The following is a 12395-nucleotide window of genomic DNA, read 5'->3' as shown; positions in this document are numbered from 1 at the left end:
CCGCAAATAAAAGAGTCGGTAAGTTAACAGTCTGAATTGTTTGATAAGGGTAAAACTTCATATAAATCCTCATAAATAAAAAATGTGCATATCACGACAGGTTAAAAAGCAGTGGCATACAGGTAAAGTGGACAAGCAATTTTGCGTTACTGACCCAGTGACCAAAGAAAACCTATCAAAACGCTTGGCCGTATATTAGGCCTCAGCAGCTATCGCGAACTGAGTAAAGACCACTTTCACAGATATTGCCAACGATAGAGGCCAAATACTGCGCTAAGGTCGAAGGCATTATTATTAGCACAACGAAAGCAGCAAATAGAAAACGAGTTAATTGTTTGTACATAACTCAAAAGAACAGTCACCCCAGGACGGGATTTTTTAAGCACAGCACACAATATTGGCACTACCGGGAGTTTTAGCTACCCCAATCTCCGTCCAAAATATCCTTTCTTTTGGCCAAATATTCTTCCCTTGACAACAACCCATCGTTATAAAGTTGTTCAACTTTTACGAGTCTGTCCGCATGGTCATTTTTTGGTCTACTGAGCGCAGATCCCGCTTCTCCTTTCAAAACCAAATTATGATCTGTCACTTTTTGATGAAGACTATTGTTTGAAAAAATAGAATTACGATATGCCTGATAACCCTGTGCTGCTACAACAAAGATCCATAAAATCATGAATACCTTGCCAAATGCAGGCATAGTAGAGAAATCAATTGCCATAAAAACAACAAGAAGCATACCGATGCTGACTATAAAGCCAATTGTCGCGTTGTATTTTGAGTCTTTTGTTTGAGATTTCCCTTCAATTTTCATTTCTTTATCCTTTATATGAAAACATTAGCAAACGCCGAGAGTATCGGCCGAGTGAAGCGAGGTTCTGCGGTCGCGGGGAGCGGCTCGGGGTGACCTGGTTAGGTGAAGAATACCCATTTCATATAAAATATCATCGGGTTACTTAGTAAAAAGGTCGTTCTGTAATCTTTCTCGAAACTGGTAAATTGCGTCATTTACGTCAACATGACTATGCAGTTCATATCTATTACCTCTTTCATAATAGAAAACTAGATAAATATTACCTTCTTGCAGAATACAATGACCTTCGCCAATAGGAGTTTTACCCACTGAATAAGTGCCTCTCCTATAACCTTTGCTGGCTAACTCTTTACGAAGTTCGGTCAAAGCTGGATTCATTGAAATCACCTAACGCTTTGCTAAGGGGCTGGCGCAACGCGCCAGTCCCACGGAGCCAGCCTTGGCTGGCGAAGTAAACTTGAGCAACTGGTTAGGCATTTGCGCGGAGCTTACTACGTAAGCGATTTTGCGTGATTTCATTACCGCCTTCCCATACTTCAAAAAGACCAAACCAATACAGACGTTCGTTTAATGTTAAGCCGCCAATATTGTCTATTGCGGCACTTTTAAAATTTTGAAATTCAGAGTGGAAGTTGTTTGATGAATCCGTATCTTGAAACCAAACATTTCCATGCCATTTTCCAATTAGATAAGCGAGCGCCTCAATATCTTTATCGTCTTGCTTCCACTCTCTGACCCAGTGCGAGAGATTTTCTCTCAGTTCGATTTCAGGCACAGAATTTACTAGTTCATCAAGGTTCATTGAGATGCCTAACGCCGCCAGCAGCGGCCGAGTGAAACGAGGTCCAGCGACCGCAGGGAGCGGTGCTGGCTGGCTTGGTTATACGACAAACTTGACCTCATAGTATTTTATGTCTGCAACAATATCCTCTAGCAATTCTCTATCTTCCTCTAAGCTAGATTCCTTTAATTGCATTACCCAACTCTCATACAGCCTTAACACAGATTCTCTTTCTCTCTGAGGCCACGTAGTCCAACGACCATACTCGAGCTTTGAGAGAAACAATCCAAAATCATATGGCGCGTTCCAATAATCCGTGATGTATAGCTCAAAGATGCGGGGTAAAAAGTGTTTGAAATCGTCTACGTCACCAAATGTTGTCATGGTCTTAGCAATGAAGAGCTGAAGATCATCCCATGCTAGCTGGGTCAAATCATTTTTGTGCAATAAATCTTCTGCACTTTGCAGCTCACAATGGGGACACTCTTCAATTTTTGATTTAAGAGGGTAACCACTGAATGCGCTGTATAAATCGCTGAATTGGATTTGAGTGTTCATCAAGTCGTATAACGCTTTACTAAGGGACTGGCGCCAACCTTGGCTGGCGAAATAAACTTGAGCAACTGGTTAAGTGTTGCGGTACCAAGCATCACTATTAAATTCCACTGGAATTTCTTGTTCGGAAGGTTCATCAAAACCAAGTTTTTCAAGTTCCTCGAACCATTCATCGCGTTTTGACTCTGGTAGCTTTTTACCGCACCAAGGGCAGTAGTTTATTTCAGTCGATGCACTACCGCCGTCATGAATAATCAAACCATATTCGTCGAACTTTGGAATGTAACTAACAAGTACATCCGGGCATGAATATATGTCTTTGTGTTGGGTGCAATCCAAAGTGATTGCTCTCTGCATATCTTGGCAACAACGCTTATTCATTTTGGACACTTAACGTTTGCCCGCAACGGCGAGCGTATGCGAGTCCAAAGCCCACTTTTGCGAAGCAAAAGGTCGTTGGGCTTGATGTTGCCGGGTCTTGTTAAGTGTTGGTGGCAATGCAGAATAATAGACTTACATTACTTACCTCCGGCTTTTCTTGCCACTCAGTGTGGGCTTGCATGATAGTGCTTTTTATTAGTGCTATTGCCGATGTATTTGGCATGGCTGATAGATCAGCTGTTCCCTGATATTTTTGGGAATGCCCAAACTTACCGTTTTCGTATTTGAGCCAACCTTCCCATCCAAGTACTTGAGTATTACTTTGCTCAAAGAGGGATAATAGCTCCATGGCATCGGTGTAACCGACAACAAACTCATCTTTTGACTCAGATCGACCCTTTATATCTTCGAGGCTATACATACTTGTGACACTTAACGCCTTTGTAAGGGGCGCGCGTTGTTTGCGCGTTCCAGCCCAACTTGTTGGGCGAACTTCACAAACTTGTTAGCAGTACTCACTAACAAGGCCGTACTGCTTAAGAAATATTTCCACTAGAAAATTTAGCTCTGCATTTCTGGGTTCAGGATTCATTAGCTCAATGCTTTGTAACTTGGCTTCGTCCATATATCGCAGAGTTAAACTGTAGTCGCCGTTACACCAAAGTGAGCTGTCAGAAGTGAAATTGTGATAATCCCAAGAACCGCCTACATCAGTAACTTTTAGAGTGTTCCAGATCAGCCTTTCTATTTCCTTGGTATCTTTAAAATCTGACCAATGGCATTTAGGGAATACGGAAATCTTCAAGTGCCCGCCTTGTCCTGCTAACGCTTCAATATGGGGCGCACGCTGTTTGCGCGTCCCAGCCCAACGTGTTGGGCGAACATAATTGACTTGTTATACATCGCTCTCAAACATAACAGATTTATCAATTGGTAACTCAGTGCAATTCAATTTTGCAGTGACATATGGCCAGTGAACTCTTTTTGCATGAATTACAAACCCTTGCTTCATTGTGTAGTTTGAAAGCTCCAATGAGCCTGGACAGATTTCAGCGGCTCTTCTTAATAATTTAAACCGTAACTCTGCGTAAGACTCATTGTCTCGGCCATCTACACGCAGCAAAAATGAGCCATCATCTAAAGATTGTTCGGAATATCCACTGGCTCCATTTTCAGGGTAACCATTAATGGCTTTGTATGAACTACAGCCAAACAGGGCTAAACATAATGTAGTTATAGCTATCCTGCTCAAATGAACTCCCAAGATGTATAACGATTAAGCTAAGGGGCGGCGGAACGCCGTTCCAGCGAACGAAGTGAGCGCGTTGAGCGACATGTTAGAGGTCACAGCTCGTAATTCGGATTGTAAACAACGAAGTGTGGTGAATTTTCAAAGCTCTTGTCTTGGTCTGATAAGTGCTCATGAGTCCAAGACTTTCCGCGTTCTTCGATTCCGGTTGCACAGTTCTCAAGAAATTTGGCAATGCGCCGCAGTTCATTGGGAGAGGCAACTAACGTGATTTCTGCTAATTCGGCCGGAATTAGACCCTCTGCGTCTTGCTCTTCCTTGGAGTATCCGTGAATTTCCACTGCGACCTCTAACGCCGAAAGCAGCGGCCGAGTGAAACGAGGTCCAGCGACCGCAGGGAGCTGTGCTGGCTGGCTTTGTTAGTTGGTTTCATCTTCTTCATCTACGGGATAGCTAGACATACTAATCGAAACCCCACATTTAACCGCTAACTCAAGGAACGGTAATGGCAAATCATATGTAGCGACGAACTGCTTTTCTTCTCCAACACCTAAGCCAATATCTATTTCAGCAGTCACACCATAATCTCTAAAATCAATTTCCTTAGCTGATAGCTCCAATAGTAGAGATGACAATATTTCTATCATGTCCTTTGGCGAGTTACCATCGGGAATCGATACCTTAAAACCCGATTCAGAGAACGTTTTAGTCTTAGATATAGGGTCACCCTTTTTCCACTGGCTATACACTTCGAACGTGTAGTCTTCCCTTAATCTTTCCAAATCCTCTAACTTTCCACAGACCCTAAGTATCGCGATATTCAATGACCAAAACTCCAATTTGCCAACTAACGCCCGCGTAATGGGCGCGAGCTTGCGAGCGTCCAAATTGATGCGCTTGTTAAGCGCATCAGAATAGACCGAACCTCTTCTTTGCGACATTTTTTCGATCTGTAACAATAATGTCACTAATCCCATGCTTATCAAATTTATCAAGTAGTAAGTCGGAGCCTTTATTGAGTTTCAACTTCATTTCCTCATCATATAGTGGAACAATGCTGTAGAACTCGATAACTTTATCATTATCTATTTCAAGGCTACTAAACCCTTCTGGTACATTAACAGAGGGAAGAATTATTGCTCCAGATAGTTTCGTATTATCAGCATAGGCTTCAGCTGGATCACCATTTGGTATTGTGTGCCCCCAAGCCAACCATGTATCAAACTTATGAGGAAAGCGCGCTAAAAACTTCAATTGCCTTACAGGCCAATACCACCGTTCATCCTTAAATGATTCGTCATCAATTTGCCAATACTCTGGTAGCGTTACCATCAATTCCATATAGTGCGTCGAATCAACATTCTCTGGAACGCTCATTTTAAGATCACTCATACCCGATGTTACTAAGGTATGGAACGGTCTTTCGGGCGTAGGCTTTACATGATGAACATCAATATGGACGGTATCTGAAATTAGCTCATGGAATACCATGCTAACCTCACCAATATATTGTTCTATATGGTTTGATATCTCTTCAATGCACTCTTCACCGGTTGGAGCCTCCCATTCTTTCTCTCCATCGGTATACCGAAATATCGGAGCTCCTGACATCGATACTAGGTTTTCTTCCTTACTCATTTATATCTCCGATGCTTATTTCGCTTAACGCCCACCTTTGGCGCAGGCAAAATAAGTGCAGCGTTTTTAGCTGTCCCAGCCCCGCAGGGGCGACAACAGGCGCTTGTTATGCGGGACTACAATAACCACATTGCTCCCCACCATAAAACCAATACAAGTGGAGGCAATCCAATTGATATTTGCGCATTCACAAGCTCAAATACTCTTTTGAATGCTGCAAAAGAAACCACGATCACCCAAACACTCGCTATCGAAAAGAATACCATGCCCGCAAAGCTGTTATATCGCTGCCACTCCGCAAGATTGCCGACACCCGACTTATCCATTGCTTGATCAGCTTGCCAACCTAGCAGCAAAAAACAAAAGATCAATGCTAGCTGAATTACCAAAGCTAAATTGAAGAAGTGCCTCATTTGCTCATTACCGCATAACGCCCCGCTAAGGGACAAATTGAGTGGGATATACTTGCGCGAAGCTCCAGCCCGCGAAAATTTGTCCCGCCCGCGCAGCGGGCTAACTCGAGGGGCTTGTTAGGTGCTGCGTTCATTAAAAGGAGACCTGCAACATTCTACAAATAGTCCTCTTTCAGCTATTTTATTCACGTCTCTTTCATCGACGAATGGAACGCCAATGTAAGAGTAAAAGTCGTAACCAAAGTGAACATAAGCTTCTTCAGATTCAAATATGCACCAGTATTCGGAACGAAGTACTGATTTGAAAGCTTCAGCAAATTTCTCGAAATCAATTAACTGACCTTCTTGAAATGGGCACTTTCCAAGATAGTTTTCTAATCTGACAATTTTAAAAGTGCCAATTTTGCTTGAACGAAGAAGCAATATCAGCGACTGGATATAGCTTGACTCAACTTCCTCATACTCTTCCAAAGTAACAAGTTCGCCAACATCTTGATACTCAGTCCATTCATCAAGTGTGTATGCACCCCTACTATCTCTATGAATGGGATTGTACTTTGTAATTCGAAATTGCCTCATAGACACCTAACGCTTTAAGCAGCGGAAAACTTGAGCGAAGCGAGTGATCTTCCGCTGCCTTAACTTGTTAATTTCACTTCAGCTCACGTTTAGCTTGTTGTTTGATCCTTGGCATTTGTGTTTTCATCCAAATATATACTGGTGCCAGCGGAATAAATGCTAACCAAGATTGCATTTGAAAAGCCCAAAAGTAGACAAACCAACCTTGAGCAGTAACCAAGCCCAATAGCTTTAACCAACGCGCAGAAGGCATTAAATCGCCCATTGCTGCTAAAGGTAGCCCAAAACAAAGCACACCCAATCCATACAGCCAGAGATTGAAGTTTACAGATGACTCAATCAGGCCAACATCAATGGCGATGCCAAAAAACAATGGAAGTAATACCAGGATCATGACAGTTGTAAGAAAGTTATCACTATGCCTGTGCTTTTCTTGGACTTTATTTTTCTCCGCTAGTTTCTCTAATGTATCCATGGTAATTAACGCCCGCCTATGGGAAAAATATTCTTAGCTTATACTTTGGAACTAAGTGACAAAAAGGAAAGCGTGTTTTTTCCAACGAGTTTACGAGCGACATGAGGCGTTTGCTAGGCATACTTAGCCACTCACAAAAATTAAATAGCAAACGACAATAAAGCTAAGCACCGACATGACAGAACTTAGCCAATATAAATATTTACCTAAAGTGACTGCTTTTTCACCCTTACACACTTCCCATGTGCTTAAAACATAAGTCCCGGGAGCCGGATACTGCTTAGTTGCGATTGATTTTTTACCGTTAATAGCACTCCAAGTACAGAAAATAAAAATCACTAACCAAAGAATTTTTGTCATCGCTGTCCAGAAGGCTTTTTGTTCTGGCATAAACAACATGGCCAATAGATATAGAATTCCAATGATACTCAAAGTTAAAAAGTATGCTTTTAATCCTATGACTTTGTACTCAGGAGGAGAAACTTTCATCGTGTACCTAACGCCGAAAGCAGCGGCGCGGGTTAGCGCGTCCAGCCCTCGGGGCGATGCTGCCTTTGCTTGTTATTGCGTTTTGCCACATGGTGGTTCAGCTCGTATTTGTTCCAAAGCGACTTTCGCATGCTCGTCAAATTGCGCGCCTCTTGCGAAGAACTGCTCTGTGATTTGACAGTCTTTATACAGTTCGTAATAAAGAACACCTGCATTATAGTGAGCGTATTTATGGCCAAGCATTGATGCTTCAGTAAACAACTTCAATGCTTTCTTTACATCTTTTTTTACATGCTTACCGGAGTAAAATTGATGTGCGAGATAATACTTGCCTTCTGAAGCGCCCAATGAAGCAACTTCTTTAAGCAAAGCAATGCCTTCCACAGGGGACTTATCGAAATAAGAACCCTCAATTTTAAAATTACCCAGAACTACTTTCGCTCTTAGATTGCCAGAGTTTGCTGCAGCTACTATGTACCTTTTCGCAAGCTCGATATGTTCCGAGCCACCGAATTTAAGTAGTCCAACACCCAAAAATGCACAAGCTTCATTTTCGGTTGAGCACTCATCGATACTGACAACTTCTATGGCTGATAAGATTTTTCCGGACTCGAGCAAAGCAGTTACTTCAACCGCTCTGTTATCAGCGGAACAAGCATTGATAGCGACGACACAAAGAAAAAGAGTTAGTTGTTTACGCATAACCTTAAAGAACAAAAACACCGCCAGCATGCACGGCTACGAAATGGAGGCAAAGCCGCAATGTAGTAGGCGTCGCCGTGCTTGGCATTGTTAGCCCACATCATCAACAGTGACACAAAAATAGGTCAAGGCACTAGTTGTAACAGCAAGACTAAATAACACCCATGGAACGAGGTAGTCAGGAGCTTCCTCTTTACAAAATAAAACGCAACGAAGCGGGCGGTTTTTAAATCGATCCAGCTGTGCCATATACAACAGCTCCATTCTTGAAGTCGTTACCTGGAACGCGAGAGCCACCATATTGAAGAAGACCACGCAGATTTATACCCATGTTCTGGGCCAGCATTATGCTGGGACTGTGAGTCCGTTGGACAGATTAAGCTGATGATGAAATAGGGTGGCCCGGACTCAGGAAGGCGCCAACCATATAGCGGTTCAGCACCTAATTGGCATGGCTACCGCAGGGGCGAAGTGAGTACATCGTCCATAATTACCCTCTGAGACATCCTGTTAAACCGCATCTTCTCAGAATCGACTCATGTTATGCAAGTGTTATAAATCAAGTCGTTAACCGTCCATCTATGCTCAAACTGCCTAGACACTCAGATGCTGTTTGGTGTTATCCGATGTTTTACGTTCAGTGCAGGCCCAATAAAAAACGCCCCGCAGGGCGTTTTTTATTCGATATGAGCGTGAGCTTGCCTGATAACCACTCAGCGCTCACTGTCGCGTGTGTGCTGCCGCCTCAACCAAGCTTAAAACTCAAGCCCATTGATGATGTCGTCATCGACGCGATTGGCCAGGGTCACCTTAAGCTTGGGCGTGCGGGCCATTTCCCGTTTGATGGCGAAGTTGGCTTCTTCGTTGCGGGCCCAGCTGCGACGGGCAATGCCGTTATTCACATCGAACAGCAGCATCGATTTTAAGCGGCGCTCGGCGGCCTCGCTGCCATCGAGCAGCATGCCGAAGCCACCGTTAATCACTTCGCCCCAACCTACCCCGCCGCCGTTGTGGATGGACACCCAGGTAGCGCCGCGGAAGCTGTCGCCAATCACGTTATGAATCGCCATATCGGCGGTAAAGCGACTGCCATCATAGATGTTGGAAGTTTCGCGGAACGGTGAATCGGTGCCGCTCACGTCGTGGTGGTCACGGCCAAGCACCACAGGGCCAATTTCGCCGCGGCTAATGGCATCGTTAAAGGCCTTGGCGATTTCCATCCGGCCTTCGGCGTCGGCATAGAGAATGCGCGCCTGTGAACCCACCACCAGCTTGTTTTCTTTGGCGTCTTTAATCCAGGTGATGTTGTCCTGCATCTGCTGCTGAATTTCTTCAGGTGACTGGGCCATCAGGCGTTCCAACACCTCGGCGGCAATGGCGTCGGTACGGTCGAGATCGGCACTGTTGCCCGAAGTACACACCCAGCGGAACGGGCCAAAGCCATAGTCGAAACACATGGGGCCCAGAATGTCCTGCACGTAGGATGGATACTTAAAGTCGATGCCATTGGCTGCCATCACATCGCCACCGGCGCGGGAGGCCTCCAGCAGGAAGGCGTTACCGTAATCGAAGAAGTAAGTGCCCTTGGCGGTATGGCGGTTAATGGCCTCGGCGTGGCGCTTGAGAGTGGCCTGCACCTTGGCTTTAAACAGCTCAGGCTCTTCCCGGATGAGGCGGTTGGACTCATCGAAGCTTACATCCACCGGGTAGTAGCCGCCGGACCAGGGATTGTGCAGCGAGGTTTGATCTGAGCCAAGGTGAACAAAAATATCATGCTCGTCAAAGGCTTCCCATACGTTTACCACGTTGCCGATAAAGGCAATGGATACCACTTCTTCATTGGCCTGAGCCTGCTTTACCCGCTCAACCAGCGCTGGCATGTTGTCGATAAGCTCATCCACCCAGCCTTGCTCGTGGCGCTTGGTGGCGGCCTTGGGATTCACCTCGGCGCACACTGTGATACAGCCGGCGATGTTCCCCGCCTTGGGCTGAGCACCGCTCATGCCGCCAAGACCGGCGGTAAGGAAAATCTTGCCCTTGGGGCTATCGCCCTTTTCCAGCACCTTACGGAAACCGTTCATTACCGTGATGGTGGTGCCGTGCACAATGCCCTGGGGGCCGATGTACATAAAGGAACCTGCGGTCATCTGGCCGTATTGGGTCACACCCAGCGCGTTGAAGCGCTCCCAGTCGTCGGGCTTGGAGTAGTTGGGGATCATCATACCGTTGGTTACCACCACCCGCGGCGCATCCACTGAGGAGGGGAACAGCCCCATGGGGTGACCCGAGTACAGGTGCAGGGTCTGATCCGCTTCCATCTCGCTTAAGTACTTCATGGTCAGGCGATACTGAGCCCAGTTCTGGAACACGGCGCCATTACCACCGTAGGTGATCAGCTCTTCAGGATGCTGGGCCACTGCCGGGTCTAGGTTGTTATCGACCATCAGCATGATGGCGGCAGCCTGTTCACATTTGGCCGGATAGTCGGAAATGGCGCGGGCCTTCATGGCGTATTCAGGCTTGAAGCGGTACATGTAGATACGGCCAAAGTCATTGAGTTCTTTGGCAAACTCTACCGCCAGTTCCTGATGCCACTCGGCAGGGAAATAGCGCAGCGCGTTTCGCACCGCCAGCTGTTTTTCGGCCGGGGTGAGAATGTCTTTGCGCTTGGGCGCACGGTTGGCCCCCGCAGGATAAGGCTTTGGCGCAGGCAGTTCGCTTGGGATCCCCTGCTGGATTTGTGCTTGAAAAGTCATCTGAGTATCCATTCTGTATTGCCTCCCTCAGTTCACGATAAAGGCCTGGGCTTTCACCAGGGCAATGATGGCGTCAATATCGGGCTTGAGCAGTCTGTCTTCTTCAAGCTTGGCCACTTTCTCGCGAATAAGGGCATGGTTTTGCTCAATAATGTCAGAGCAGCGGTTGGGGCGGCGGAAATCAATGGCCTGTGCGGCATACATCAGTTCGATGGCGAAGATTTTCTCAAGGTTACCCAAAATCTGGTTGAGCTTACGACCGGAGATGCTGCCCATGGACACATGGTCTTCCTGGCCCATGGAGGTAGGCACGCTGTCGGCCGATGGCGGGAAGCACAGGGATTTGTTTTCGGTAACCAGCGCTGCGGTTACGTACTGGGGGATCATCATTCCGGAGTTAAGGCCGCCGGAGGTGGTTAAAAGGCGCGGCAGACCGTGCAGACCTTCCAGCAGCAAGTAGCAGCGGCGATCGGCAATGTTACCGAGCTCAGCCGCAGCAATGGAGGTGTAATCCAGCACCATGGCCAGAGGCTGGCCGTGGAAACCGCCACCGGAAATGGCTTCTTCGCTGCTGATTACAATCGGGTTGTCGGTGACCGAGTTCATCTCGATTTCGGCCAGCTCCTTCAAATGATTGAAGGCATTGCGTGAGGCGCCGTGTACCTGGGGGATACAGCGCAGCGAGTATGGATCCTGCACCCGGTCGCAATCTTCGTGGGAAGCCATGTTCTCAGAGCCGGCAAAGAACTTGCGCATACGGGCGGCTACTTCGATATTGCCGGCAAAGGGGCGTATTTCATGCAGTTCGGCGCGAAACGGCGACTGACTGCCCTGCATGCCTTCAATGCTCATGGCGCCGGCCATATCCGCCAAATCAAGCAGATACGCCATCTTGGTCAGCGCGGTAATGGCATGGGACAAAATAAACTGGGTGCCGTTAATCAGCGCCAGGCCTTCTTTGGCGTGCAGCTCAAGTGGTGCAAGGCCATTGGCCTTCAGCGCTTCGGCGGCAGAAACTATGCTATCGCCCTGCCAGAACTCACCTTCGCCAATCAGCGGCAAAAAGAGGTGCGACAGCGGCGCGAGATCGCCCGAGGCGCCCACAGAGCCCTGCTCTGGCACCACAGGAATAAGATCAAGGGCGATAAAGGCCAGCATGCGCTCAACCACTTCCAGGCGAATGCCGGAGAAGCCCTGGCTCAGTGCGTGTACCTTGGTGATCAGCATCAGCTTGGAGATAGACTTGGCAATCGGCTCGCCCACGCCCACCGCATGGGTGATCAGCAGGTTTTTCTGCAAGAGGTGTGTTTCGGCGGGGGAGATTTGGGTGTCGCACAGGGGGCCAAAGCCGGTGTTGATGCCGTAAATGGCCTTGTCGGATGCGGCCATCACATCCACGTTATGGCGGCTGGCGTTGATCTTGTCGATGGCTTGCTGACACAGCTCGGCTTGAATACTGCCGTTGGCAATGCCGTTTACGGTTTCGAGAGTGAGATGGTCAACACCATATCTAAAACGCATCTTTGGCTCCTAACAATTTGTTTTATCGTTTTTATTTGT

The 12395-nt window shown here is 46.8% G+C and carries 17 protein-coding genes; all 17 read right to left on the bottom strand.

The window, feature by feature from the left end; all coding sequences use genetic code 11:
* Window positions 1-415: 415 nt before the first annotated feature.
* A complete protein-coding gene (locus K0H63_RS08835) occupies window positions 416-817 on the bottom strand; it encodes an SHOCT domain-containing protein (protein ID WP_220067618.1) in 402 nt (133 codons plus the stop codon).
* A gap of 138 nt (window positions 818-955) precedes the next feature.
* Entirely contained in the window at window positions 956-1195 is a 240-nt protein-coding gene (locus K0H63_RS08830; protein WP_220067617.1) for a hypothetical protein, read from the bottom strand.
* A gap of 91 nt (window positions 1196-1286) precedes the next feature.
* A complete protein-coding gene (locus K0H63_RS08825; protein WP_220067616.1) occupies window positions 1287-1619 on the bottom strand; it encodes a hypothetical protein in 333 nt (110 codons plus the stop codon).
* 78 nt (window positions 1620-1697) lie between these two features.
* A complete protein-coding gene (locus tag K0H63_RS08820; protein WP_220067615.1) occupies window positions 1698-2156 on the bottom strand; it encodes a hypothetical protein in 459 nt (152 codons plus the stop codon).
* Between the two features lie 69 nt (window positions 2157-2225).
* Window positions 2226-2534: a DUF6980 family protein gene (locus tag K0H63_RS08815; protein ID WP_220067614.1), complete on the bottom strand. Its 309-nt coding sequence runs from the start codon at window positions 2532-2534 to the stop codon at window positions 2226-2228.
* Between the two features lie 100 nt (window positions 2535-2634).
* Window positions 2635-2955 carry a hypothetical protein gene (locus tag K0H63_RS08810; protein WP_220067613.1) on the bottom strand — a complete coding sequence of 107 codons (321 nt, stop codon included), beginning with the start codon at window positions 2953-2955 and terminating at the stop codon, window positions 2635-2637.
* A 474-nt stretch (window positions 2956-3429) separates the two neighbouring features.
* Window positions 3430-3786 carry a hypothetical protein gene (locus tag K0H63_RS08805; protein WP_220067612.1) on the bottom strand — a complete coding sequence of 119 codons (357 nt, stop codon included), beginning with the start codon at window positions 3784-3786 and terminating at the stop codon, window positions 3430-3432.
* 92 nt (window positions 3787-3878) lie between these two features.
* Window positions 3879-4124 carry an Imm32 family immunity protein gene (locus K0H63_RS08800; RefSeq protein WP_220067611.1) on the bottom strand — a complete coding sequence of 82 codons (246 nt, stop codon included), beginning with the start codon at window positions 4122-4124 and terminating at the stop codon, window positions 3879-3881.
* 78 nt (window positions 4125-4202) lie between these two features.
* Window positions 4203-4607, bottom strand: coding sequence for a hypothetical protein (locus K0H63_RS08795; protein WP_220067610.1), 405 nt, complete (start codon window positions 4605-4607; stop codon window positions 4203-4205).
* Window positions 4608-4692: 85 nt separating this feature from the next.
* Entirely contained in the window at window positions 4693-5421 is a 729-nt protein-coding gene (locus tag K0H63_RS08790) for a suppressor of fused domain protein (protein ID WP_220067609.1), read from the bottom strand.
* A gap of 116 nt (window positions 5422-5537) precedes the next feature.
* The gene (locus tag K0H63_RS08785; protein WP_220067608.1) at window positions 5538-5834 is read right to left on the bottom strand and encodes a hypothetical protein; all 297 of its coding nucleotides are present in this window, start codon (window positions 5832-5834) and stop codon (window positions 5538-5540) included.
* A gap of 117 nt (window positions 5835-5951) precedes the next feature.
* Complete coding sequence (locus tag K0H63_RS08780; RefSeq protein ID WP_220067607.1) at window positions 5952-6413, bottom strand: hypothetical protein; 462 nt, start codon at window positions 6411-6413, stop codon at window positions 5952-5954.
* A 73-nt stretch (window positions 6414-6486) separates the two neighbouring features.
* Window positions 6487-6888, bottom strand: a complete 402-nt coding sequence (locus K0H63_RS08775; RefSeq protein WP_220067606.1) for a hypothetical protein — start codon at window positions 6886-6888, stop codon at window positions 6487-6489.
* A gap of 123 nt (window positions 6889-7011) precedes the next feature.
* A complete protein-coding gene (locus K0H63_RS08770; RefSeq protein ID WP_220067605.1) occupies window positions 7012-7377 on the bottom strand; it encodes a hypothetical protein in 366 nt (121 codons plus the stop codon).
* Between the two features lie 72 nt (window positions 7378-7449).
* Complete coding sequence (locus K0H63_RS08765; protein WP_220067604.1) at window positions 7450-8109, bottom strand: tetratricopeptide repeat protein; 660 nt, start codon at window positions 8107-8109, stop codon at window positions 7450-7452.
* A gap of 725 nt (window positions 8110-8834) precedes the next feature.
* Entirely contained in the window at window positions 8835-10835 is a 2001-nt protein-coding gene (gene hutU, locus K0H63_RS08760) for a urocanate hydratase (protein ID WP_434086756.1), read from the bottom strand.
* 27 nt (window positions 10836-10862) lie between these two features.
* Window positions 10863-12356: a histidine ammonia-lyase gene (hutH, locus tag K0H63_RS08755; RefSeq protein ID WP_220067602.1), complete on the bottom strand. Its 1494-nt coding sequence runs from the start codon at window positions 12354-12356 to the stop codon at window positions 10863-10865.
* Between the last annotated feature and the right edge of the window lie 39 nt (window positions 12357-12395).

Source organism: Shewanella zhangzhouensis, assembly GCF_019457615.1.
Taxonomy (GTDB): domain Bacteria; phylum Pseudomonadota; class Gammaproteobacteria; order Enterobacterales; family Shewanellaceae; genus Shewanella; species Shewanella zhangzhouensis.
This window is presented reverse-complemented; position numbering and strand designations above follow the sequence as displayed.

Coding starts and splice junctions, on each gene's coding strand:
- K0H63_RS08775 (WP_220067606.1), bottom strand. CDS start 6,888: ATGGATACATTAGAGAAACTAGCGGAGAAAAATAAAGTCCAAGAAAAG.
- K0H63_RS08825 (WP_220067616.1), bottom strand. CDS start 1,619: ATGAACCTTGATGAACTAGTAAATTCTGTGCCTGAAATCGAACTGAGA.
- K0H63_RS08835 (WP_220067618.1), bottom strand. CDS start 817: ATGAAAATTGAAGGGAAATCTCAAACAAAAGACTCAAAATACAACGCG.
- K0H63_RS08790 (WP_220067609.1), bottom strand. CDS start 5,421: ATGAGTAAGGAAGAAAACCTAGTATCGATGTCAGGAGCTCCGATATTT.
- K0H63_RS08765 (WP_220067604.1), bottom strand. CDS start 8,109: ATGCTGGCGGTGTTTTTGTTCTTTAAGGTTATGCGTAAACAACTAACT.
- K0H63_RS08785 (WP_220067608.1), bottom strand. CDS start 5,834: ATGAGGCACTTCTTCAATTTAGCTTTGGTAATTCAGCTAGCATTGATC.
- hutU (WP_434086756.1), bottom strand. CDS start 10,835: ATGACTTTTCAAGCACAAATCCAGCAGGGGATCCCAAGCGAACTGCCT.
- K0H63_RS08780 (WP_220067607.1), bottom strand. CDS start 6,413: ATGAGGCAATTTCGAATTACAAAGTACAATCCCATTCATAGAGATAGT.
- K0H63_RS08770 (WP_220067605.1), bottom strand. CDS start 7,377: ATGAAAGTTTCTCCTCCTGAGTACAAAGTCATAGGATTAAAAGCATAC.
- K0H63_RS08815 (WP_220067614.1), bottom strand. CDS start 2,534: ATGAATAAGCGTTGTTGCCAAGATATGCAGAGAGCAATCACTTTGGAT.
- K0H63_RS08830 (WP_220067617.1), bottom strand. CDS start 1,195: ATGAATCCAGCTTTGACCGAACTTCGTAAAGAGTTAGCCAGCAAAGGT.
- K0H63_RS08820 (WP_220067615.1), bottom strand. CDS start 2,156: ATGAACACTCAAATCCAATTCAGCGATTTATACAGCGCATTCAGTGGT.
- K0H63_RS08810 (WP_220067613.1), bottom strand. CDS start 2,955: ATGTATAGCCTCGAAGATATAAAGGGTCGATCTGAGTCAAAAGATGAG.
- hutH (WP_220067602.1), bottom strand. CDS start 12,356: ATGCGTTTTAGATATGGTGTTGACCATCTCACTCTCGAAACCGTAAAC.